21 protein-coding genes and 2 tRNA genes are annotated in these 23,984 nt (G+C 42.5%); 17 read left to right on the top strand and 6 right to left on the bottom strand.

The features are described 5' to 3' along the window. The first annotated feature begins 65 nt into the window (after window positions 1–65). The 3 genes from G458_RS0104920 to pruA all read left to right on the top strand — a co-directional run bounded on the left by G458_RS0104920 (window position 66) and on the right by pruA (window position 2,859). On the top strand, window positions 66–449 hold the full coding sequence (locus G458_RS0104920; protein WP_026950915.1) for an ArsR/SmtB family transcription factor: 384 nt from the start codon (window positions 66–68) through the stop codon (window positions 447–449). A 7-nt stretch (window positions 450–456) separates the two neighbouring features. Beyond that, entirely contained in the window at window positions 457–1,152 is a 696-nt protein-coding gene (locus G458_RS0104915) for a YjjG family noncanonical pyrimidine nucleotidase (RefSeq protein ID WP_026950914.1), read from the top strand. 72 nt (window positions 1,153–1,224) lie between these two features. Then, complete coding sequence (gene pruA, locus G458_RS0104910) at window positions 1,225–2,859, top strand: L-glutamate gamma-semialdehyde dehydrogenase (RefSeq protein WP_026950913.1); 1,635 nt, start codon at window positions 1,225–1,227, stop codon at window positions 2,857–2,859. 70 nt (window positions 2,860–2,929) lie between these two features. Here the strand turns inward: pruA and G458_RS20220 are convergent, their stop codons facing one another. The 3 genes from G458_RS20220 to fabG all read right to left on the bottom strand — a co-directional run bounded on the left by G458_RS20220 (window position 2,930) and on the right by fabG (window position 6,460). Beyond that, a complete protein-coding gene (locus G458_RS20220) occupies window positions 2,930–3,898 on the bottom strand; it encodes a CHRD domain-containing protein (protein ID WP_035467809.1) in 969 nt (322 codons plus the stop codon). 230 nt (window positions 3,899–4,128) lie between these two features. Continuing rightward, on the bottom strand, window positions 4,129–5,445 hold the full coding sequence (locus G458_RS0104900) for a 6-bladed beta-propeller (RefSeq protein ID WP_026950912.1): 1,317 nt from the start codon (window positions 5,443–5,445) through the stop codon (window positions 4,129–4,131). A gap of 268 nt (window positions 5,446–5,713) precedes the next feature. Further along, window positions 5,714–6,460 carry a 3-oxoacyl-[acyl-carrier-protein] reductase gene (gene fabG, locus G458_RS0104895; protein ID WP_026950911.1) on the bottom strand — a complete coding sequence of 249 codons (747 nt, stop codon included), beginning with the start codon at window positions 6,458–6,460 and terminating at the stop codon, window positions 5,714–5,716. A 291-nt stretch (window positions 6,461–6,751) separates the two neighbouring features. Here fabG and lpdA point away from each other — a divergent pair, with 291 nt between their 5' ends. From lpdA to G458_RS0104835, 11 genes are all read left to right on the top strand, one after another. Beyond that, a complete protein-coding gene (gene lpdA, locus G458_RS0104885; RefSeq protein ID WP_026950909.1) occupies window positions 6,752–8,149 on the top strand; it encodes a dihydrolipoyl dehydrogenase in 1,398 nt (465 codons plus the stop codon). A 93-nt stretch (window positions 8,150–8,242) separates the two neighbouring features. Continuing rightward, a complete protein-coding gene (locus G458_RS0104880) occupies window positions 8,243–8,776 on the top strand; it encodes an RNA polymerase sigma factor (protein ID WP_026950908.1) in 534 nt (177 codons plus the stop codon). After that, entirely contained in the window at window positions 8,776–9,621 is an 846-nt protein-coding gene (locus G458_RS0104875) for an anti-sigma factor (RefSeq protein ID WP_026950907.1), read from the top strand. The genes G458_RS0104880 and G458_RS0104875 overlap by 1 nt, the downstream gene beginning before the upstream one ends. A gap of 185 nt (window positions 9,622–9,806) precedes the next feature. Next, window positions 9,807–10,049, top strand: coding sequence for a hypothetical protein (locus G458_RS0104870; RefSeq protein ID WP_026950906.1), 243 nt, complete (start codon window positions 9,807–9,809; stop codon window positions 10,047–10,049). Between the two features lie 69 nt (window positions 10,050–10,118). Further along, a complete protein-coding gene (locus tag G458_RS0104865; protein ID WP_157359706.1) occupies window positions 10,119–11,222 on the top strand; it encodes a hypothetical protein in 1,104 nt (367 codons plus the stop codon). An 86-nt stretch (window positions 11,223–11,308) separates the two neighbouring features. Then, on the top strand, window positions 11,309–11,767 hold the full coding sequence (locus tag G458_RS0104860) for a DUF2721 domain-containing protein (RefSeq protein WP_026950904.1): 459 nt from the start codon (window positions 11,309–11,311) through the stop codon (window positions 11,765–11,767). After that, on the top strand, window positions 11,760–12,710 hold the full coding sequence (locus G458_RS20215) for a glycerophosphodiester phosphodiesterase family protein (RefSeq protein ID WP_035467846.1): 951 nt from the start codon (window positions 11,760–11,762) through the stop codon (window positions 12,708–12,710). The genes G458_RS0104860 and G458_RS20215 overlap by 8 nt, the downstream gene beginning before the upstream one ends. Next, on the top strand, window positions 12,707–13,726 hold the full coding sequence (locus G458_RS0104850; protein ID WP_026950903.1) for a threonine aldolase family protein: 1,020 nt from the start codon (window positions 12,707–12,709) through the stop codon (window positions 13,724–13,726). The genes G458_RS20215 and G458_RS0104850 overlap by 4 nt, the downstream gene beginning before the upstream one ends. Window positions 13,727–13,816: 90 nt before the next feature. Further along, window positions 13,817–15,079, top strand: a complete 1,263-nt coding sequence (locus tag G458_RS0104845) for a replication-associated recombination protein A (protein ID WP_026950902.1) — start codon at window positions 13,817–13,819, stop codon at window positions 15,077–15,079. A 263-nt stretch (window positions 15,080–15,342) separates the two neighbouring features. Next, window positions 15,343–15,417 (top strand) — tRNA-Val (locus tag G458_RS0104840). A gap of 26 nt (window positions 15,418–15,443) precedes the next feature. Further along, window positions 15,444–15,518 (top strand) — tRNA-Val (locus G458_RS0104835). Window positions 15,519–15,637: 119 nt separating this feature from the next. On the opposite strand, the gene G458_RS0104830 is transcribed toward G458_RS0104835, so the two are convergent. Further along, window positions 15,638–17,464 carry a TonB-dependent receptor gene (locus G458_RS0104830; RefSeq protein WP_026950901.1) on the bottom strand — a complete coding sequence of 609 codons (1,827 nt, stop codon included), beginning with the start codon at window positions 17,462–17,464 and terminating at the stop codon, window positions 15,638–15,640. Window positions 17,465–17,622: 158 nt separating this feature from the next. On the opposite strand from G458_RS0104830, the gene G458_RS0104825 reads away from it, so the two are divergent. Continuing rightward, the gene (locus G458_RS0104825; protein ID WP_026950900.1) at window positions 17,623–19,581 is read left to right on the top strand and encodes a M1 family metallopeptidase; all 1,959 of its coding nucleotides are present in this window, start codon (window positions 17,623–17,625) and stop codon (window positions 19,579–19,581) included. A gap of 73 nt (window positions 19,582–19,654) precedes the next feature. On the opposite strand, the gene G458_RS0104820 is transcribed toward G458_RS0104825, so the two are convergent. Both G458_RS0104820 and G458_RS0104815 read right to left on the bottom strand, forming a co-directional pair. Then, window positions 19,655–20,758, bottom strand: a complete 1,104-nt coding sequence (locus G458_RS0104820; protein ID WP_026950899.1) for a trans-sulfuration enzyme family protein — start codon at window positions 20,756–20,758, stop codon at window positions 19,655–19,657. Window positions 20,759–20,857: 99 nt separating this feature from the next. Continuing rightward, complete coding sequence (locus G458_RS0104815; protein WP_026950898.1) at window positions 20,858–21,328, bottom strand: DUF4293 domain-containing protein; 471 nt, start codon at window positions 21,326–21,328, stop codon at window positions 20,858–20,860. A gap of 98 nt (window positions 21,329–21,426) precedes the next feature. On the opposite strand from G458_RS0104815, the gene truA reads away from it, so the two are divergent. Then, window positions 21,427–22,185, top strand: a complete 759-nt coding sequence (gene truA / locus G458_RS0104810) for a tRNA pseudouridine(38-40) synthase TruA (RefSeq protein ID WP_026950897.1) — start codon at window positions 21,427–21,429, stop codon at window positions 22,183–22,185. A gap of 6 nt (window positions 22,186–22,191) precedes the next feature. Then, window positions 22,192–23,964 (top strand): ABC transporter ATP-binding protein, encoded by a 1,773-nt coding sequence (locus tag G458_RS0104805; protein ID WP_026950896.1) that lies wholly within the window; start codon window positions 22,192–22,194, stop codon window positions 23,962–23,964. The last annotated feature ends 20 nt before the right edge of the window (window positions 23,965–23,984 follow it).

Genomic DNA, 23,984 nt, shown 5'->3' with positions numbered 1-23,984 from the left:
CTTGTTTAGTCTAATTTCGGGCGAAATTTTATTTTCACCCCCTTATCACAAGTTAAAACTTACAAATGAGACTCAAAAATATCAGTTTAAACTATGGTTTGCGAATTTTTAAAGCGCTTTCCGAAGAACCCCGTGTAAGGATTTTTCATTTGCTGATGTTAAACAAGGAATTGAGCATCTCTGATTTGGAACATATTTTGGATTTTACTCAAACTAAAACCAGCCGGCATTTGATTTACTTAAAAAACGCCGGACTTCTGGGGAGCCGTCGGGTTGACCAATGGGTCTTTTATTACATCCTTGAAGAATATCTTGAAATCATTCAACAGATTTTCAAGTTTATTCAAAAAGATCCCAGTCTACTCAAGGATCAGGAGACATTTGAAATTCTGAAATCCAACCGCGAACTGGCGATCAACAAAATTCAAAATAACCAATACCGACGCTGATTAAATTGTGAAAACTTACCAACACATCTTCTTCGATCTGGACCATACTTTATGGGATTACGATCGAAATGTCACCGAATCCCTATCGGAGCTCTACCACCATTATGCCCTTCAAAACTTAGGAATCGAAACTTTTGATAAATTCTTTGCGGCTTTTCACCACGTCAACTTTCAACTTTGGGATTGGTATAATGTCGGAAAAATTGACAAGCATAACCTGAGGAAGGAAAGATTCCCCAGAATCTTCGATCATGCAGGAGGAAATGTAGCTGCCATTCCCGGAGAGTTTGAGGAAGACTTCATGCACCGCACATCTTCCAAATCCCATGTCTTCCCTTATTCTAAAGAAATCCTGACCTATCTCCGGAATAAATATCGAGTTCATGTGATTACCAATGGATTCAATGAATCTCAGGCCAAAAAGATGAAGTCTTCAGGCTTGGATATTTTCTTTGATCTAGTCGTAACTTCAGAGACTACCGGCCACAAAAAGCCAGACCCGAGAATTTTCCACTACGCATTGGACCAACTCGGAACTCTAGCAGACCACTGCCTGATGATTGGAGACAACCCAAATTCAGACATTTTAGGTGCTCAAAGGGCTCAAATAGATCAGGTGTTTTTCAACCCAGAGGGAAAAGAAACCGAAATCAAAGCCACATACGAAATCCGCCATCTCAAGGAGCTTGAGGAGCTTTTGTGAGCTAAATCACCCCCTTTCCAAAGAGATGGCTTATCTTTGACAACTCAGAAATCAACATAAACTCCAAATAAAATGCTAAAGGGATTTTTCAACGTACCGACTCCCGTAAATGAGCCGGTAAAATCATACGCTCCGGGGAGCCCAGAGCGAAAAGAACTTCAGGCTATGCTTGCTGAGCTTCGATCCAAGCAGATCGATGTCCCGATGTACATCGGAAGTGAGGAGGTCAGAACGGATAAAAAACGCCCCATGTCTCCTCCACATGATCACCAACATATCCTAGGCTACTTTCATGAAGGAGATGCAGGTCATGTCGAGCAGGCAATCAATGCAGCTTTGGGAGCCAAAGAAGCTTGGGAAAACCTCGCTTGGGAACAAAGAGCCGCGATATTCCTTAAAGCGGCCGACCTGATTGCAGGTCCTTATCGGGCGAAAATCAATGCAGCCACCATGCTTGGCCAATCCAAAAACGCCATGCAGGCAGAAATTGACTCCGCTTGTGAGTTTATCGATTTCCTTCGCTTCAATGTCAAGTACATGACCGAGATCTACGCCCAACAGCCTCCGGTATCCGGAAATGGTGTTTGGAACCGCGTAGAGCAAAGACCCTTGGAAGGATTCGTGTTTGCCTTGACTCCTTTCAACTTCACAGCAATTGCTGGAAACCTGCCGACCTCTGCAGCCATGATGGGAAACACCATTGTTTGGAAACCTGCCTACACCCAGATCTACTCTGCAAATGTTTTGATGGAAGTATTTAAGGAAGCAGGAGTACCGGATGGGGTCATCAATTTGATTTATGTGGATGGACCTACAGCAGGAGATGTCATTTTCAAGCATCCTGACTTTGCAGGAATTCACTTTACTGGTTCTACTGGCGTATTCCAGCACATCTGGAAAACTATCGGAGAAAACATCAAACTCTACAAGTCTTATCCAAGGATTGTGGGTGAAACAGGAGGAAAGGATTTTGTTCTAGCTCATAAGTCTGCCGACGCAAAAGCGGTAGCCGTAGGATTGGTGAGAGGTGCCTTTGAATATCAAGGACAAAAATGCTCTGCAGCCTCCCGAGCATACATTCCTTCAAATCTTTGGGAAGATGTGAAAAAACACATGCTCGAAGACCTAGCCTCTATGAAAATGGGAGGAACAGAGGACTTCACCAATTTCATCAATGCGGTGATTGACGAAAAGGCATTTGACAAAATTTCCAGCTACATCACCCAGGCAAAATCCGCTCCGGGAGTAGAAGTAATCGCCGGTGGAAATTTCGATAAGTCCAAAGGATATTTCATCGAACCAACCGTCCTGCTGGTACAAGATCCGATGTATACCACCATGTGTGAAGAAATCTTTGGGCCGGTATTGACTGTTTATGTTTACAATGCTGAGCACTTCGAAACCGTACTCGAGCTCGTGGACCAGACTTCTCCATATGCCTTGACGGGCGCCGTATTCTCTCAGGACCGCTATGCCATCGAATTAGCCTCACAAAAGCTGAGAAATGCTGCTGGCAACTTCTACATCAACGACAAGCCTACCGGAGCGGTCGTAGGACAGCAGCCATTTGGAGGAGCAAGAGCTTCCGGTACCAATGACAAAGCCGGTTCCATGATCAACTTGCTGCGTTGGGTATCTCCACGCACCATCAAAGAAACCTTTGTGTCTCCGAAAGACTATAGATATCCGTTTCTGGGAAAAGATTGACCCGTCCCTTAGAAAAAAAGAAAGAGGCTGTTTCCGTTAGGAACAGCCTCTTTTTGTTTCAATGGTGGAATTAATTGATTTGACCTCTTAACTCTCCTCCTGGAAATTGGTCTGTATGCACATTCACATAAGCATTGCCTGTTCTGAAGGCCTCCCGAAGAATAATCAGGTCGCCTCCTGTCATTTTCCCTGAGAACATGCTTGGCATAATTTCACCTTTTGCATAAACTCCAGAAACTGGTCCTTCGACTTTATCCATTCTCAAAGTATAAACCACTGGTCCATTGACGCCTGCTTTCGCAAAATGGATGTGTGCGAATCTTACATCAGATAGACCGTCCACATTCACTTGGAAAGTGGCCATTGAAGTATCCTGATTAAAGTTAAACTTGGCAATACCAGTAGCGCTGGTACTGACAGCAGGCACCTCGTTAGCTCCTGAGAGCTTGGAATTATAGTTTTTGTTTTCGTTGGCCATAATACCGCTGACCTGACCTCTCAATTCACCTCCCGGATTGGTAGAGGTATGAAGGTTGACATATATTTTTCCGGCCTCAAACTCCTTGATTAGATCTCTGATAGTTTTTCCGGAGAATGGCCCTACTAGGTCAGCAGCGACAATCATTCCCTCAGCAACAACCCCATTCACCAAACCCGTGGGACTTGGGGCAGAAAATAGAGATACAACCACTGGACCATTCATTCCTGCTGAAGCTAAATGTAAATGTGCAGCTGCTATTCCTGATGTATTGGCTACTCTTATCTCAAATTTCAGCGTATTCGCATCAATTTGGGATATTCTGGCGGCTCCAGCTCCCGGGGAATTCACGGCTGGCACTTCTTCTGAACCGGTTAAAAAAGCTCCGAATTCAGGGAAATTCCCTTTTCTGGCATTGGGATCAAATTCTGAAGAGGCAAAAGCACTATTTTCCTCTGGAAACTGGTTCATTACTGGGCTTTCTTCCTGAAAGTTTTGACAGCCAAAGGCAAAAAACGCCATTACTGTCATTCCCAAAATTCTTTGAATAGATGGTCTCATGATTTATTATTTTAGGTTAAGATTGTTTTGGCAGGATATACGAAAGCCATCAATTGATTGGATCTATTTGACAATCAACTAATTCGAAAAATCCTTTTCTAACCCTAAAGAACAATCACGATTTTCCTATTTAAAAAAGAGAAAAAAGCTCCTACCTAAACAATTTCAACATTGACCAATTGATAAAAAAAACGGCTGAAGGAGGCTTTTTTATGGAAAGGACATAAACATTATTTTCTGAAAACAGAATTTTTTACTTCTAAAAATACCAATACATAAGAATCTTTTTTTAACTCAGATTTATTTTCTTCGACGAATTGATGAATATTTCCTTTCTTTTCAACCTCAGAATTATTAAGGAATTTTTTCTCATAGTCCTCAAGAAATAGAAAAGATGGAATCATATAACCAATTTTATTTTCCGAAAAAAACCAGGGTAAATTTCGTATTGGCATATAATCTAGGTCATTTTTATACTTATTGAATTGAGCTGTAGGTACAAATTCTTTATCTAAAAAAATCTCATGAAACTCCTTTTCACCTCTAAACACCCTTAAAAAATAGCCATCTTCCAATGGGTAAAAGGAAGAAATCTCACTAACCAAACCCTCATTTTTTACCCTCTCGTCAAATTGTTGAGGATTTAATCGATGAAAATCTTCCATAGATGCTTGATCTCCACCAAAATCAAAATTTATTTTTTGGATATTTTCACCATCCTTTGAAAAAATTACAGAAGTTGTTTCAAATGGGATTGTAAAAATTATTTCCTTGGTAAATGGGTTTAGAACAAACCCATCCTTTCCAGAATATACTTTTCCTTCCAACCGTTTATCAGCTTCTAAAATCCCCGTGAAGGTATTGTCTTTAAATCTAAAGAAATAATATGCTCCCAAATCAAACCCATTTTTAGAATAAAAAAGAGTGGATGAATTAGTTCTATAAAAGTTGCCTTGGTTTGATGGTAATTTCTCCTCCTTCTTAAATACTCCATTTAAATCAAATGTCAAAATCTTATTCAAATATGGGTCTTTTATCAAAATGGATTCTCCCAAAATCTGAAAATCTTCCGTTCTAATAAATTCTCCAGGACCATCACCCGATGCAGACAAACTAAATCTTTGTTTCCCATGTTGATCATAAAACACATACTTCTCACCTCCTCTGTCCTCAATCCCAATTAATTCTTCCCTCATAATAACCTTCATAGGTCTAATCAAAGGTAGGGTATCTGGATTTTCAAGTAAAAGGTAAGCTATTGATTGATATGCATCCGATAGATTACCATTCTCGGACTTATTCAAATCAATCGGAACAGAAATAGCAGTCGTACTATCTTCAATTTTTTTCTTGGCACATCCAATACAAAACCAAAATAAAAAGAAGGGCAATGCCCTTCTTAAATTACTCAATGCCACCACCATATCCATCGCATACTGTTTGTGCTTCAACACTACACCCAATATTTGGAAATGGGCGACAAACATAAAAAAAACCTCTCCCTGAATTGCAAGGTTCTCTCTCCATTCGATAATGATAAGCTGCAAATAAATTGGTTCCCCCTGAAACTAAAATGAGGAGGATTAAAAAAATTTTCTTTTTCATAATTAAATAAGTTTTAGATTGAATTAAAAGTTTTATAGCTAAAAACTATTTTAATATATTATGTTTTTTTTTACATGAAAGAAAACATAGCGAATCTTTTTTTTAGTTATTTTTCTAAATATTTGATTTTCAACAAAATAAATTTTCATGAACCAAAAAAACGGCTGAGTATCCTCAGCCGCTCGTAATTCGTAAATCTAAAATCGTAAATCAAGTATACATCGCCCCGTTCACATGCAGCACCTGACCAGAGATATAGGTACTCATATCAGAACCCAAGAATACGCAGGCATCTGCGATTTCTTCCGGCTTGCCTCCACGCTTCATCGGAATGGCTTCTCTCCAACCCTGAACGGTCTTTTCGTCCAACACTTCCGTCATTTCAGTTTCGATAAATCCTGGCGCAATCGCATTGCAACGGATATTTCTGGATCCTAGCTCCAAAGCCACAGATTTGGTAAAACCAATGATTCCTGCTTTCGAAGCGGCATAATTTGCCTGTCCGGCATTTCCTTTGGCTCCAACTACTGAAGTCATATTGATGATGGAGCCAGACTTAGCTTTCATCATGGTGCGTGTTGCAGCCTTAACTGTGTTGAAGCAGGATTTCAGGTTTACATTCATGATTTCGTCCCAGGATTCCTCGGTCATTCTCATCAACAGATTATCGCGGGTGATCCCAGCATTGTTGATCAAAATATCCAAGGCGCCAAAGTCAGCAACCACCGCATTTACCAAATCCTCGGCGGCTTTAAAGTCAGAAGCGTCAGATCGGTAACCCTTTGCTTTAATTCCGAAAGCTGCCAATTCAGCTTCCAAGGCCTGACCTTTTTCTACGCTGGATAAGTAAGTAAAAGCTACGTTCGCGCCTTCCTGCGCATATTTAATTGCGATAGCTCTTCCAATACCTTTTGAGGCACCGGTGATCAATGCGGTTTTTCCTGAAAGTAATCCCATGAAGTGTGAAATTTTGTTTGGCCAAAATTAGAAAAAACTCCCGGACTTTCGATTTGAAAAAGCCGGGTTCAGCGATCCTCCTCTATTCCAAGGCATTATTTCCCCAAAAACAAGCTTCAAAAAAGAATTCATCCTTATTTTTCATTTCCTTAAAATTTTCCCTTGATCCCTCAAAAATCAATGGCTTAACCCCTGTTTTTTTGCAATTGAAGACCTCGATTTGGATTTTTTTCTGAACCCAAAAGGCCTATTTTTGCAGAGTTTCATCTTGTAATCAAATTCATTTTAGATATGTCTTCGACAAAATATGACCTGATCGTGCTGGGAAGCGGACCGGGAGGATATGTAGCGGCAATCCGCGCTTCTCAACTCGGACTGAAAACTGCCATCGTAGAAGCTGCCGAACTAGGCGGTATTTGCCTTAACTGGGGATGTATTCCTACCAAAGCCTTATTGAAGAGTGCACAGGTTTTTGAATATATCAACCATGCCGGAGATTATGGAATCTCTGTCAAAGGTGCCGAGGCGGATTTTTCAGGAATGGTCAAGCGAAGCAGAAGCGTCGCAGACGGCATGAGCAAGGGCGTTCAGTTTTTGATGAAGAAAAACAAAATCGACATCATCGCCGGATGGGGGAAAGTTCAGCCCGGCAAAAAAGTCGAAGTCACTGACAAAGAAGAGAAAAAGACGGTCTATTCCGCAGACAATATCATCATCGCCACGGGAGCTCGTTCCCGAGAACTTCCTTCCATGAAGATCGATGACAAAAAAATCATCGGCTACCGAAAGGCCATGACCTTGGAAACTCAGCCTAAGAAAATGGTTGTGGTGGGTTCTGGCGCCATCGGAGTGGAGTTTGCCTACTTCTACAATTCCATCGGAACAGAGGTGACTATCGTGGAATTTATGGACAGAATCGTCCCTGTGGAAGACGAAGAAGTTTCCAAAGCTTTGGAAAAAATCTACAAGAAAGCAGGCATGACCATCATGACTTCTTCTGAAGTGACTGCTGTAGACACCAAAGGAAAAGGCTGCAAAGTGACTGTAAAAACTGCCAAAGGCGAAGAAACCTTGGAATGTGATATCGTACTTTCTGCAGCAGGTGTGGTCTCCAACCTGGAAAACATCGGTTTAGAAGATGTTGGAATTTTGGTGGACAAAGGGAAAATTCAAGTCAACGAATACTATCAAACCAACATGCCAGGCTATTATGCCATCGGTGATGTAGTCCCTGGACCAGCTTTGGCTCACGTGGCTTCTGCAGAGGGTATCATTTGTGTGGAAAAAATCGCAGGACATCATCCAGAGCCATTGGATTACGGCAATATCCCGGGATGTACCTATTGCTCTCCAGAAATTGCCTCGGTAGGCATGACTGAAGCTAAAGCTAAAGCGGCTGGTATCGATGTAAGAATTGGTAAGTTCCCATTCTCAGCTTCAGGAAAAGCTTCCGCAGCCGGAGCGAAGGACGGATTTGTGAAATTGGTATTTGACAAGAAGTACGGAGAGTTGCTTGGCGCACACATGATCGGTGCAAATGTTACTGAAATGATCGCTGAGATTGTAGCTATCCGTAAACTGGAAACTACCGGTCACGAATTGATCAAAACAGTACACCCTCACCCAACCATGGCTGAAGCGATTATGGAAGCAGCAGCTGCCGCTTACGACGAGGTGATTCACCTGTAAGACAAGATTTATCAAAAATAAATGAGACACCGGGCTAAAACATTTGGTCCGGTGTTTTACTTTTAACAAAATAGAATTTCAACCCATCCAAATTTGCAGGAAGAAGAAATCATCGCAGGCCTACGTGGCCAAGACCGGAAAACCGTAGAGTATCTCTACGAGAAGTATTCCCGGGCACTTTTCGCAGTGATCTGCCGAATCATTTCAGATCAGGATATCGCAGAGGAGGTTTTTCATGATGCCTTTATCAAAATCACCCGAAAAATCAACTCCTATGATGAGTCTAAGGGCCGCTTATACACCTGGATGGCCAATATTTGCCGGAATTCTGCCATTGATAAATTACGATCAAAGGAAATTTCACAATCCGGTAAGACCAATACCATTGATGACTTCGTATATGGACTTGAGAGCCAATCCGGTACTCAAGAACATGTAGATGGGATTGGGGTAAGAGAACTGATGAGTCAATTAAACGAAGATCAAAAATTTATCATTGAGTATATTTATTTCAAAGGATATACCCATTCAGAGATTTCAGAGGAATTCGATATTCCTCTAGGAACAGTCAAATCACGTGTCAGGGCGGCACTGCAGGTATTAAAAAAGAACATAGACAGCATCTAGTGAATATTCAAGACTACATAGAATCAGGCAAACTCGAGCTATTCCTTTTGGGAGAGCTAGGCGAGCGTGAGCGTGAGGAAGTCCTGACGCTAGCCAAAACGTATCCTGAAATCCAACAGGAGCTAGAAGCTTTGGAAGAAGCTATGTTTGCTTTTGACCAAGCCACCGGCAAAAATCCATCCCAAGAGATAAAGAAAAAAATATTTGCTTCTCTGGAAGATGAATTCAAGCCTGAACAGCCAACCAGCAAGGAATCGCCGACTCCTTCATCAGGTGCAGCACCTTCAGAAACCAAGGTGGTGAAAATCAGCCCTTGGAAATCATTTGCCATTGCGGCTTCCCTGGTAGCCATTCTGACGAGCGCGGCAGCGATCTACTTCGCCGGAAAGTTTTATGACACCGAGGAAAAATTTGTTGCTTTGCTTCAGGATCAGCAAGTCATGGCGGACAATTTGAATCAGGTAAAACTTCAATATGAAGAAACCGATTCCCGATTGGATCGTCTTGTGGCGGGTGAATTTAAGCGGGTGGAAATGAAGGGAGAGAGCTTCCCAATGCAAAAAGATGCGAAAGTGGATGTTTTCTGGGACTCAAATGCCCAGGAAGTTTTTGTAGCAGTGAACAGGCTCAATTCACTTTCTGCCGAATTTGATTATCAACTTTGGGCTATTGGAAAAGATGGCCCAGTAGGCATCGGATTAGTCAATCCGGGAGAAAAATTCACCTTGCAGCAAATGCAAGCCGTGGCGGAAGCAGGTGCCTTTGCGATCACCATTGAACCGAAAGGCGGCTCGAAATCTCCAACATTGGACAAATTGGTGGTATTGGGTGAAGTTGTAGCTTAGGTTGAGAATGAAATTTTTCTCATGAAGACTGGGGATAAATTTTAGAACAACAAAACCTTACAGTTAAATAAATATCAAATAAACTAAATAACATCCGTTCAAAATTCATTAATAACCACTCAAAAAAAATAAAAAAAGAATCACTTTTTAAACTACTTTACAAGGTACTAAACTTAAATATTTTTATGAAAAAATTAACCCTTTCATCAGCCATTCTATTTGGCTCATTCTTCCTTGCTTCAACAGAAAGCAATGCTTGTGGTGGTTCTACGTGGTACACCTGTGGAAATCTTTTAGAATTTATGATTCAAGTCTCCCAAAACTGCTGTGCCGGAAACATTTCTGTGACAGATTGTGATGCTGGTTCTTTCACTCTTAGAAATGAGGAGGATGGTCCAAATTCAAGCTGCGCTGCAAGCATAAATTAAGTTAGATTAACCAGCTTTAGCATATGCCAAGGCTGGTTAATTATAGTGAATCAAAAGCTTAATGTATTTATGTCAAAATCCATAATACTGGGGATAATACTTTGTGCATTCCTTATTTCATGTAGTCAAAAAGAAAATTTAGATTCCGTGAAATTGACTATATCAGAACTTAATTTTAAAACCGATAAATCTTTATACACTAATCAAATTAGTGCACCTTTTTATACCGATAAAAATAAAGTAATTTTCTTCAACAAATTTGAATCATCCATAGATACTTTAGACTTTACAAGTGAAAACTATTTAAAAGGGGATCAACTTGAAATTGAGGGCCCAAATAGTCTTCCTGAGTTTGTGATTTTTTATCCCGTTGAACAATACCTCGTATTTCAGGGTGCAAACACATTATTCAAGAGCAACAATAAACTCACTGAAAAAGAGAGTATTATTCAAAAATTCCCCGGTAAAATCCAAAGATACTTTTTCCAACCTCCAGCCTCTGAATTTGGAAACTGCATTAAGTGCTCAGAAAACAACTTTTATATACTATTTTCTGATTCGGATACAAAAAAAAATTACCAGCTTGCCAAATTTCATACCCCGGACAGTTTATCTTTTTTACCATTCCCTGATGAATCGATTTTGGAAAAAAACAAACTAGGTTTCAAATATGGATCAAGTACTTTAGAAAAAGGAACTATACCATATGTTACCGAAACCAGTCAGGGATTAATAATTTCTTTTTATCACACAAGTGAAGTTTGGATACTAGAAAAATCAAAACCTTTTAATTATAAAATAATCTCAGGCTCACCCTATTTCAAATCAAAAAAAGATGAATTCCCTAAGGAGCCTATTTCTGATTTTTCAAAATTTATAGAAGTCTCAAAAATTTGGAATAACGACATATCTTTTGGGCCTATTTATTCTATTCCAAATAGCGATAATTTCTTTAGATTGGTAAAAGGACCAAGTTCCAAAAACAAATTATATGATGGTGGAATTTTCCTTGAGGTCCTTAATTCAAAATTAAAAACAGCTTATATCGAAGAATTAACTAAAATGATTCCTGATATAACTTGTGAATATTTGGTATTACCATCAGGCATTTATATAAAGAAAAATTCAAATGATGAAGATGACCTTTCGTTTTATAGGATAATTTTAAATTGAAATAAAAATCAAGCCTGCTTCCCAAGAGCAGGCTTTTTTCATGGCTTTTGCCGAACTTCCCCTTTCAGAAAGCACTTTCTAACCCTATGGAACTCCAACTCTCCACCCCTGCCCTGCTTTTTTCTGCGATCACTTTATTGATGTTAGCTTTTACAAATCGCTTTCTAGCCATTGCGACTTTGATTCGTGGCTTACACAAAAACTACCTGAAGGAGCCCGATTCAGAGTTAATCGTAGAACAAATCCATAACCTCCGTCGCCGGCTGACATTGATCAAAAACATGCAGCTTTTCGGAGTCTTTAGCTTTTTACTCTGCGTGATTTGTATGTATTTGCTTTTCCAAGGGCAAACTTCCGCTGCCAACTGGGTATTTGTAGCCAGTATGGCTTCTCTCCTAATCGCTTTGGGGATTTCTTTGGTAGAAATTCAAATTTCGACGAAAGCGCTAAACTTAGAACTTTCGGATATGGAGGAAATCTTTGAAAAGCGGAAAAGTAGCCTGGATATTTTCTTTAAAAAGGATGTCAAAAAAGATCATGATTAAACCAAATTTAGGGCTTCTTGCCTGCCTTTTACTGCTTGGCTTTTGTACTCCAAAAAATGTTCAAGTCCAAGAAAACATTGTAGAATCTCAGGTCGAGGCCAATCATATCCAGTTATTTTCTCTGGATGAGACCTATACTTTTTACGAATGGACCTCGGACAGAATCCCCATGGTTTCTGCACACCGGGGAGGACCTTATCCCGGTTTTCCTGAAAATGCGATTGAGACTTTTGATAATATTTTAAAATTCACTCCAGCAGTCATCGAGCTCGATGTCGCGATGACCAAGGATTCGGTTTTGGTGTTGATGCACGATGACGACTTGAACCGCACGACCAACGGAACCGGAAAAGTCGAGGAGGTAGATTTTGCCTATATCCAAGGCCTTTTTTTGGAAGATAATGAAGGGAACCTAACCGAATTCAAAGTTCCAACGCTGAAGGAGGCACTTCTTTGGTCCAAGGGAAAAGCGCTCTTGACGGTTGACATCAAGCGTTCGGTTCCTTTTGAAAAAGTTATTGAAGAAGTGCGGGAAACCGAAAGTGAGGCCTATGCGGCCTTGATTTCTTATACGTTTCCTGCGGCAAAAAAACTTCACATGTTGGCGCCGGACCTGATGCTCTCGGTGACGATACGAAATGAGGAAGAGATCAAAAGACTGGAAGAGACCGGCATTCCTTGGTCTAGGGTGATTGCCTTTACCGGCGTGGCAGAGCGGAGTTTTGAATTTAACAAAGCCTTACACGATCGAGGAGTTTTCACAATATTGGGTGTTTTGGGCAACTTGGACAGAAGTGCAGCGGCCAGAGGAGATCAGCTTTATGCGAGTTTTGTACAAAATGGAGCCGATATCCTGGCCACGGACAGACCCATCGAAGCTGCCGCTGCCATCCAGTCCTTAAGCCCAAAAACAAGTTCAAAAGCAAAGTATTTTACCAAATGATTATTGATTTAAGAAGCGATACCGTGACCCGGCCTACTCCGGGAATGAAAGAGGCCATGTTTACCGCCCCAGTGGGAGACGATGTATTTGGAGAAGATCCGACAGTGAATGCCTTGGAAGAAAAGGCCGCAGCGTTATTTGGAATGGAAGCAGCTCTCTTTTGCCCTTCCGGTACGATGACCAACCAAATCGCCATTCGCCTCCATACTGGACCTCAGCGGGAGGTGATTTGTCACCAGAATTCCCATATCTATCTCTATGAAGGAGGAGGAATCATGGCCAATTCCCTAGCTTCCGTCAAGTTGTTGGATGGGAATTTGGGAAAAATCAATGCAGATCAAATCGCTGCTTCCATCAATCCGGACGATGTGCATGCGCCTGAGACTACTTTGGTTTCTCTGGAAAATACGATGAACAAGGGAGGCGGGAGTATTTACACCCTAAATGAGATCAAACCGATCGCACAGCTGTGTAAGGAAAAAGGAATTAAGCTTCATTTGGACGGAGCCCGGCTGTTCAATGCATTGGTAGAAACCGGAGAAAGTCCGGCCGAATGGGGAGCGCATTTTGACACGATTTCCATCTGTCTGAGCAAAGGACTAGGTTGCCCGGTAGGCTCTTTGCTATTGGGAACCAAAGCAGATATCAAAAGAGCCCGGAAAGTCCGAAAGGTTTTTGGCGGAGGCATGCGACAGGCTGGTTTTTTGGCCGCAGCAGGAATTTATGCCTTGGACCATCAAGTAGATCGCCTGAAAGAAGACCATGCCCGTGCTAAAGAAATAGCGAATATGTTGGCCAAGCTTCCTGTAGTTTCAGAAATTTTGCCTGTGGCGACCAATATCGTCATTGCCCGCTTGGAGGGAGTTTCTCCGGAGGAGTTCATGGGGAAACTCTCCGAAAAAAATATCAAGTCCGTCAAGTTTGGTCCGGATCTGGTACGCTTTGTCACCCATCATGATTTCCGGGACGAGCATTTGGAAGAGTTTGGGAAGAAAATCGGAGAACTTGCATGGTAAGAAAAGTGCCTAAGATTTTTTATGATAAATTGATTTGATTCCTGAAGTCAAAGTCTTGATTCTTTTGTCTAAAATCTTGCTACTACTCAAATGAACCCTACCCCACTTGCGGAAAGAATGCGTCCCACCCGATTGGAAGATCTGATCGGGCAGGAGCATTTATCCTCTCCCAATTCATTTCTTTTCAAGGCCATCAAGTCCGGCAATGTGCCTTCGCTGATTCTTTGGGGACCTCCAGGAGTAGGAAAGACCACCATCGCGAATATCATCGCCAATGAGATCAAGGCGCCATTCTACACGCTAAGTGCGATCAGTTCCGGGGTAAAAGACATCCGTGAGGTCATTGAAAAAGCAAGATTTCAACAAGGAGTTGTCTTATTCATCGACGAAATCCACCGCTTCAACAAATCCCAGCAAGACGCACTTTTGGGTGCAGTAGAAAAAGGCACCATCCGGCTGATCGGAGCTACCACCGAAAATCCGAGCTTTGAAGTCAACTCAGCACTTCTTTCCAGATGTCAGGTTTTTACCTTGAATCCTTTGGGTAAAGCCGAATTGGAAGCCATGATGAAACAGGCTCTTGAAAAGGATGTCGATCTGAAAAAAATCAAGGTAGAGCTCCAGGAAATTGATGCCTTATTGAGAATTTCAGGCGGAGACGGAAGAAAGCTGCTGAACCTCTTGGAGATCGTCATCGATGGAATCAACGAGAATCCCTGCGTGATTACTGACGAAAAGGTCATGCAGATCGCCCAGCAAAAAGTAGCGCTTTATGACAAATCCGGCGAACAGCATTACGATATCATTTCTGCCTTTATCAAATCCATCCGGGGTTCAGATCCCAATGCAGCTGTGTATTGGCTGGCAAGAATGATCGAAGGTGGAGAAGATGTGAAATTTATCGCCCGCAGATTGGTGATTTTGGCTTCCGAAGACATCGGAAATGCCAATCCCAATGCCCTCTTATTAGCCACCAATTGCTTCGAAGCGGTAAAAATCATTGGTTATCCCGAAGCGAGAATAATACTTTCCCAGTGCGTGACTTATCTGGCCAGCTCCCCCAAAAGCAATGCTTCCTACTTAGCCATCAATCAGGCCCAAGCGCTAGTCGCACAAACTGGAAATTTATCCGTTCCCCTTCATCTTAGAAATGCCCCGACAAAGTTGATGAAGGATCTGAACTACGGAAAGACCTACAAATATTCCCATGATTTCCCCGGCAACTTTGTGGAGCAGGAATATTTACCCGAAGAAATCAAAAACACCAAACTCTACGATCCCGGAGAAAATGCACGGGAAAATGAGCTGAGAAAGTATTTATCTGGAAAGTGGAAAGGGAAGTATGGGTATTGAAAAGTTGGAAGTTGGGAGTCAGAAGACCGGAGACCTAAATACAATTAAAAGATAAATCTGCGCTAATCTGCGGAAAAAAACCTTTGGAAGTATAGGCAATAAATAGTCGAGAATTAGAAGAACAAAGGCTAACCATCGCATATTGCAAAGCAAACAAAAAAAATACCCCTCATTTTCAAGCCATTGCAAAGGAATTGAATTTTTTATTTGCCTTTAAAATTTTAGAATCTACCTTTGCAATCCGTTTGGCACGCAAACGAAATGGAAGTTTAGCTCAGCTGGTTCAGAGCATCTGCCTTACAAGCAGAGGGTCGGGGGTTCGAATCCCTCAACTTCCACATAAACAAAACCAACAGTCCTTTCAGGAAGTTTAGCTCAGCTGGTTCAGAGCATCTGCCTTACAAGCAGAGGGTCGGGGGTTCGAATCCCTCAACTTCCACATCAAGCCTCGGAATGTTCTGGGGCTTTTTTATTTTACCCAAGTTGGTAATAGTGCAAAAAAACGGCAACTCCTTTGGAGTCGCCCTTCCATCACTAAATTCTATTTGAGTAAAATTCTCACTCCAAATTCAACATAAATCCTGCTCTAAACCATCTTCCGGGCATTTGGACAGTGCCTGCTTCCACATAATCTTCGTTGGTGATATTTGAGGCTTCGGCAAAAAAGCCAAGTTTACCAACTCGATTATAATCTACTCTCATGTCCAGTAGAAAATAGGGCTCCTGAGAAATCCGCTCCACATACCGCATTTTGGTATTCCACTCCAATTTTTGACCAATTCCAACCAATACTCCGCCTATAACCTGATTTTTCAGAGCAGTAAGGGCGTATCTGGACTCCAATCCCGGTTGGGGAGCAAAATCAGCATCGATGTAATTGTAGGACAACAACACTTCTTTCACCTGAACAGACCGACCGGTAGGACTGATTCGATAGCCCAAAGAGGCCTCCACACCCTTGAAGGTCACCTCGTTCAAATTTCGAGGCTGCCAAGGTTCCGAAGCCGAAGTTCTTACCCATTCGATCAGACTTTCGCTGAAGCGGTTGAAATACACCAACTCCGCTCTCCAGTTGGATTTAGCCCATTTTCCACCCAACTCAAAAGACCGGGCTTCTTCAGGCAAGAGATTTGGATTTCCAATATTGGTGGGTCCTTTGTAATACAAATCGGTATAAGTGGGAATTCTAAAGCTGGATCCAATACCAGAATAAAATCTCAAATGTTGGGTAGCCTGGAATCCAAGTTCAGCTCCTGGAAAATGCTTCCAGCCATATTCCGAATAATAGTTGGAATACAAGCCTGCTCGTAGGTCTACTTTACTTCCCAGATTGACCAGCTGCTCCAAAAACAAGCCATACAAAGTTCGGTCATGCGCTCCCAGATTATTGGATTCGATCTGCTCTTTTCTGGCCTCAATCCCAAATCCTGTGGTTCCCAACTGGCTGGTAAAGCTCCCATTTCCTTCCAAGGCAAAAACATCCGTAGTATGGTTATTTTGGTAGAAAGAAGGTTCATTTCTTCTCAGGCGGTATTCATCCTGATTTTGTCTCCAATACCCACGAGTATTGAAATAAAATCGATCACTTTGATACGTATGGGATAAAGAAGCCAAACTGGTCTGAATACTTTCCCATTGATCCGGGAAAGCAGAGGTGTAAAATCCGTTGGCTCCAAAAGTCCGATCTGTGTAGGCCAACATTCCCCGAATGGAATTCTTTTCGTTTAGGGCAATACCACCTTCGTAGAAAACATTGCTGACTTGGTAGTCCGAGTTGTATTGGTGTCCGTTGGAATCATCATAGGATATGGCCAAATTCTGTCGATACTTTCCAGCAGGCAGAGAACCGGCAAAGTTCACCCCCTTCATACCGAAATCGCCTGCATACCCTTGAACTCGCAGGCTCCGAACATCGCTAAGCTGAGTAATTACATTGACGGCCCCGGCAAAGGCATTCTGACCAAAAATCCGGGATGCCGGGCCTTTCAGGACTTCCACCCGGTCAATATTGACCAAAGGAATGGGAATATTCATCATATGATGACCCGTCTGAGGATCAGAAAGCTTGATCCCGTTCATCAGCATTAAAGTCTGCTCAAAGGTACCTCCACGGATACCAATATCCGCTTGGACCCCGGTGACTCCGCGCTGTCTTACATCTATTCCGGGGACAAAGGACAGAATTTCCGGCAAACTTCGGGCAGGAGTGGTTTCCAATTGGGGTCGATCTACCACTGTGATATTTCGGCTTTGTTTGGAAAATGGAATCTGGATTCGGTTTTCCTGGATGATAATCTCATCCAGATTTTGGGCTGTGGTGTCGTTTTGAGCATTGGCTTTAAAAGCTAAAACCGCTAAAACGCTCACCAGAAGTGCTTTTTTCATGAGGGCTTTAAATAATCCTCCCCAAAAGTAAGGGGCATCCAATCCCCAATCCAAATTCTTGTGGTTTCTAAAATTCTGTTAATCCTTTCACCTTTCAGAATAATCCACCTAGCCGCTCCATTTTTTTCTCCTTAATTTAGTGGGAAATCAATAGTTCTATGAGAAAACAAATGCTTTTGGGAGGACTTTTGTCCCTTTTTCTATCACTGAATGTAAACCCAAGCTTGGCTCAACAAGCCAAGGATAACAACCAAAAGGACTTCTCGGAATTCATGGACCGAAAAGGAAACATGTACCGAACCGCCTCAGGGAAGCCCGGTGAAGCCTATTGGCAAAATGCCGCAGACTACCAGATTGAAGTGAGTCTCGATGAATCCAACTTCACCCTATCCGGCAAAGTAACCATCACCTACACCAACAACAGTCCCGAGAGCCTTGATTTTATCTGGCTACAACTCGAGCAAAACCGGTTCACTCCTGATTCCAGAGGAACACTCACCACCCCGATCCAAGGAAACCGATACAACGGTGACACCGACGGAGGATATGCTATATCCAACGTTGCAGCAAAAGTAGGTACCAAAGGAAACGTTTCTTCTCGTCACCTGATCGATGACACACGGATGCAGGTTTGGTTTGCTGAACCCATCCCTGCCAAAGGCGGAAAAGCTACCGTATCCATGGACTTTTCTTTCAAAGTTCCTCAAAAAGGAATGGACCGAATGGGCCGATTGAAAGTTAAAGATGGTTGGATCTATGCTTTTGCGCAGTGGTATCCAAAAGTCGCCGTATTCGATGATGTAGAAGGCTGGAATGTCGAACCCTACCTAGGTGCGGGCGAGTTTTACTTGGAGTACGGAAATTTTGATTACAAAGTCACTGTACCTTACAATCACATCGTGGTTGGATCCGGCAAACTGATGAATCCGAATGAAGTCCTTTCCAAGGAGCTTCAAAGCCGCTATGCAAAAGCCGCTCAAAGCGAGGAAACGGTTTATTTGGTTTCTCCGGAAGAAATCAAAAACACCCGATTGACCCGACCTAAACAAGAGGGCATGATTACTTGGCATTTCAGAATTCAAAATGCCAGAGACATCGCATTTGCCACCTCTGATGCATTTATCTGGGACGCAGCCAAAATCAATCTGCCTAGTGGAAAATCAATTTTGGCCCAATCCGTCTATCCGATCGAAAGCAACGGAGAGGAAGCTTGGTCTCGCTCCACAGAATACAGCAAGGCTTCCATCGAGTACTACTCGAAGCAGTGGTTTGAGTTCCCTTACGAGTCGGCCACCAATGTCGCTGCCGAAATCAATGGCATGGAATATCCGGGCTTGAATTTCTGCCATTACAATTCCAAAGGCGCTTCCCTCTGGGGCGTGACAGATCATGAATTTGGCCATAACTGGTTCCCAATGATCGTCGGAACCAACGAACGCAGATATGCCTGGATGGATGAAGGATTCAACACCTTTATCAACCACTATAGCTCAAAAGCCTTCAATAATGAAGAGTATCCAAGCAACTTAATCCAAACCCGGAGATTCAACAATTACTTCACCAACGAGTCCAGAGAAGGTATTGACAATTACCCGGATGTGACCGATACCCGCAACCTGGGAATGGTAGCCTATATGAAACCAGCTATCGGACTGGTGATGCTAAGAGAATATATCCTAGGTCATGAGCGATTTGACAATGCCTTCAGATCTTACATCAAAACCTGGGCATTCAAGCACCCACAACCTGCTGACTTTTTCAACCATATGGAAAATGTGGCCGGAGAAAACCTAAGCTGGTTTTGGAAAGGCTGGTTCTATGGAAACGGAAATATTGATTTGGGAATCACCGGTGTGCAGCCTTATGGTGGCAATTACCTGATCAACTTGGTTAACAAAGGAGATTTCCCGATGCCAGTACTTCTGGAAGTAACCTATGAAGACGATAGCAAGGAAAGAGTCAAACTTCCAGTAGAAATCTGGCAAAGAACTGATTCTTGGACACACTTGCTCAAAACATCTAAAAAAGTAAAATCAGTTGAAATCGATCCAGACAAAGTCATTACCGATATTAATTACGGAAATGATTCTTGGCCAGTAGAGATCTACAAGAATTAACAAAAAAGAGGTTCTGGGATTCCAGAGCCTCTTTTTTTTTACTTTAGACATTAACCTGCAACTTTTTAATTGATCAACCCAAAGCTTGATTCAAGTCTTCTAGAAGGTCGTCGGTGTGTTCCAGTCCTACTGAAACTCTAAGAAGATTTTGAGGGGTTTTGGTATCGGGACCTTCAACAGCTGCGCGTCTCTCGATCAAGCTTTCTACTCCTCCCAAGCTTGTAGCATTGGCAAAGAGCTCAAGTTTCGAAACCACTTGGTTAGCCTCTTCAGCGCCGCCTTTCACGGTGAAAGACACGATTCCCCCGAAGCCGCTCATTTGAGCTGCTGCGATATCATGTCCTTTGTGATTTTTCAATCCGGGATAAAAAACTCGCTCCACCTTGGGATGATTTATCAAAAACTCTGCAAGAATCCTCGCATGCTCCGCATGGCCTTTCATTCGATAGGCTAAGGTCCGAATACTTCTGGTCAGCCAGTAGCAATCTGCAGGAGAAGGAACTGCCCCTCCCACTTTTTGTACAGTCCTGATTTTTTCCCAAAACTCGTTGGAGTCTTTGGTCACCAAGGCACCACCCAGGATATCGGAATGGCCTCCAAAATATTTCGTACTACTATGCATCACGATATCTGCCCCCAAAAGCAGCGGATTTTGAAACACAGGTGTGGCAAACGTATTGTCACAAACCAATACTGCTCCCTGAGCTTTGGCCAATTCTGAAATTGCCCGGATATCGGTGATTTTCAACAATGGATTTGAGGGAGTTTCTACCCAGAACAATTGGGTATTAGATCTGATGGCTTTTTTGACAGCCTCCAAATCACTCATGTCCACAAATGAAACTTCATGAATTCCTGCAAACAGAATGGTCATGGAATTGTGCAGTCCATGGTACATGTCATCAGGGGCGATAATGTGAGAGCCTGGCTTCAAGGCCTGATAAACTGCTGTACCCGCAGCATTTCCTGATGAAAAAGCTGCCGCGTCCACTCCCTTTTCCAAGCATGACACCAGCTCTTCCAAGGCCATTCTATTGGGGTTGTTTGCCCGGGTGTATAGGACTCCTCCCTCGTTTCCATGCTCAAAAGTGGTGCTGAGTGTGATGGGCTGGACGACAGGCTTGTTTTTATCTGTAATCAGATTGCCTTTGTGAATGGCTAAAGTTTCGAATTTCATGATGCTTTACTTTGGTTTCAAATTAGGAAAGTCTCGGAAAGAATTGAAGTACTTTTATCACAGCAACAAAAAACCCGGCTTATGTGGCCGGGTTTTGACTTATCTGATTCTGTCCACGGAACGGACGAGCATTTCATCTTTTCGGATAAAGCGATTCGCAAGCATATTGAAAACCATCCCGGCCAAAACAGCCCAAAATCCGATTTTATAGCTACCCGCTACTTCTGACCCCAACTCTGAATTCAGTCCATTGGTAGTCAAAAAAGTCAAGGCAACTAAGGCAACCATAAAGAGACTGTTGACCATATTGATCATCATTTGCCTTCCTCTGTTTTTGTACTGGAAAATAGAGATCAAGGCCAAAAGGCCTGCAAAAGCGGCCAATGCGGCAAGATACCATTTGGAGTCGGAGCTGATTACTTCACCGCTGGCATCCAGATTTTCCAGAAAAAGTGCATTAAGCTTCCAAGTTTGACCGTTCATGTTTTGTTCCCATAGCTCGGTACCAAGAGTAATCCCCATACACACGACTACCAAAAACAGGAAGATGGTTTGAATTCGCTGAATCATTGTTAGATTATTTTTTGCAAAGAAAAACCCAAATCCAAACAATACCAAGCTTCTGAGTACCGCCTTAGGATTTGATTGGGAATTGTATCTTTGCAGCCATGATTGAGATGAAGCGGTATTTTCTGGAATTAAGCTATAAAGGCTCACCCTTTCATGGATGGCAAATTCAGCAAAATGCATTTACTGTCCAGGAATGTTTGGAAAAAGCCCTTTCCACTTACCTCAGAACCCCGATTTCAATCATGGGAAGCGGAAGAACCGACACGGGAGTTCATGCCAGCATGCAAGTTTGTCACTTTGATTTTGCAGGAGCATTGTCTCTTGAGAAATTCATGAAAGGAATCAATGCCATTCTTCCCAAGGAAATTGCCATACATTCCATTAGGGAAGTTCAGCCAGAAGCTCATGCCCGCTTTGACGCCATCGATCGGTCTTATTTCTATCGGATAATATTCCAAAAAAGCCCTTTCTTGGATGAATTGGCTTGGTTGATCTTTCAGCAACCCGATGTGGACAAAATGAATGAAGCCGCCCAAATCCTTCTTCAACATGAGGACTTTGAGTGCTTTAGCAAAATTCAGACGGAAGTCAATCACTTTCGATGCAAAATCCATTCTGCCCGTTGGGAACAAAAAGACGGTGAATTGTTATTTCATATAACCGCTAATCGTTTTTTGCGTGGAATGGTAAGAGCAATTGTAGGAACTTTGATGGAGATTGGACTTGGCGCCAGGACTCTAGCATCTTTCGAAGAATTGATCCTATCCAAAGACAGAACAAAAGCGGGAAAAGCAGCTCCCGCAAAAGGGCTGTTTTTATGCCAAGTGAATTACCCTGCCAACCTTTACCTAGACTAACCAGCCTTGAGCTTAGCAAAAGAAAAAGAATCCTCCGGCGAAATCGTCGACATGAAAGTCTTGAAGCAGCTTTATAGTTTTGTAAAGCCCTATCGAGCGCAGTTTTATTTCTTGGTCTTTTTGACGATTGCGCTGGCTTTTTTGGCCCCTACTCGACCCTACTTTATTCAGGTTGCCATTGATGATTATGTCGCATTGGGAGATGTGCCTGGCCTGATCAAAATCATCTATATCCTCGTCGGGCTGATGATCCTGCAGTCCATTGTCCAATGGGCACATACCTATTATTCTGGCTGGATTGGGCAAGTCATCATCAAAGATATCCGAGTTCGGCTCTACAAGCATTTGTTGAAATTGAGGCTGAAGTTCTTTGACAATACACCAATCGGTAGGCTAGTCACGAGAAATGTATCGGATATCGAAACCTTGGCTGATGTCTTCAGTGAAGGGCTTGCTGCGATTATCGGCGACCTTTTGCAAATCGTGACCATCCTGGGTGTCATGTTTTACATAGACTGGAAGCTCACCTTGGTCAGCTTATGTACCTTGCCTCTGTTGATTATTTCCACCTACGTATTCAAGGAAAAAATCAAAGTGACTTTCAATGATGTTAGAAATGCGGTTTCCAATCTGAATTCATTTTTGCAGGAACATATCACAGGAATGAACATTGTTCAGATTTTCAATCGGGAAGCCCGCGAATTTGAAAAATTCAAAGAAATCAACCGGGAACACCGGAGAGCCCATATCCGCTCAGTATTGTACTATTCGATCTATTTCCCGGTAGCTGAAATTATCCAAGCGATAGGAATAGGTTTGGTCGTATGGTATGGCGCAGTGGGAGTCTTGGGAATGGAAATCCAAATCGGGGTATTGATCTCTTTCATCATGTATCTTCAGTTATTCTTCCGTCCAATCCGGATGATTGCTGACCGATTTAACACGCTTCAAATGGGCGTGGTAAGTTCTTCCAGAATTTTCAAACTTTTAGCCTCCACGGAACACATTGCCAATGAAGGAGATTTCAAACCCGAAAAGCTTCAGGGAAATATCCGGCTAGAGAATGTTTGGTTTGCTTATGTGGATGAAGAATATGTCTTGAAAGACATCAGCTTCGAAGTAAAACATGGAGAAACCGTGGCTTTGGTGGGAGCTACTGGCGCCGGCAAATCCTCCATCATCAATTTGATTTCAAGATTTTATGAAATCAACAAAGGCCATATCTATATCGATGGCACCGACATCCGAGATTTTGAACTTGGGATATTGCGAAAGCACATCGGGGTGGTACTTCAGGATGTATTCCTCTTTTCCAACAGCATTTACCACAACATCACTTTAGGCAATCCTGAAATCTCCAGAGAACAGGTCATGGAAGCCGCAGAATTGGTAGGAGCAAAAAAATTCATCGAGAGACTACCAGGAGGCTTGGACTATAATGTCATGGAGCGCGGATCTACCTTATCTGTAGGGCAGCGCCAATTGATTTCCTTCGTAAGGGCGATGGTCTATAATCCTGAAATCTTGATTTTGGATGAGGCGACTTCCTCTGTGGACACGGAAACTGAAGAATTGATTCAAGAGTCAATTGAAAAAATGATGAAAGGTAGGACTTCGATTGTGATTGCTCACCGACTTTCCACCATCCAAAAAGCAGATAAAATCATCGTGCTGCACAAGGGTGAAATCGTGGAAACAGGCACTCATGCTAGTCTTTTGGAACTTGGAGGATATTATACCCAGCTGCATCAGATGCAGTTGAAAACCATGGCGATTTAATCCAAACTAAACCAATCTAT

This window comes from Algoriphagus mannitolivorans DSM 15301, assembly GCF_000429425.1.
Lineage (GTDB): Bacteria > Bacteroidota > Bacteroidia > Cytophagales > Cyclobacteriaceae > Algoriphagus > Algoriphagus mannitolivorans.
The sequence above is the reverse complement of the archived record's forward strand: the minus strand, read 5'-3'. Positions and strand labels throughout refer to the sequence as shown.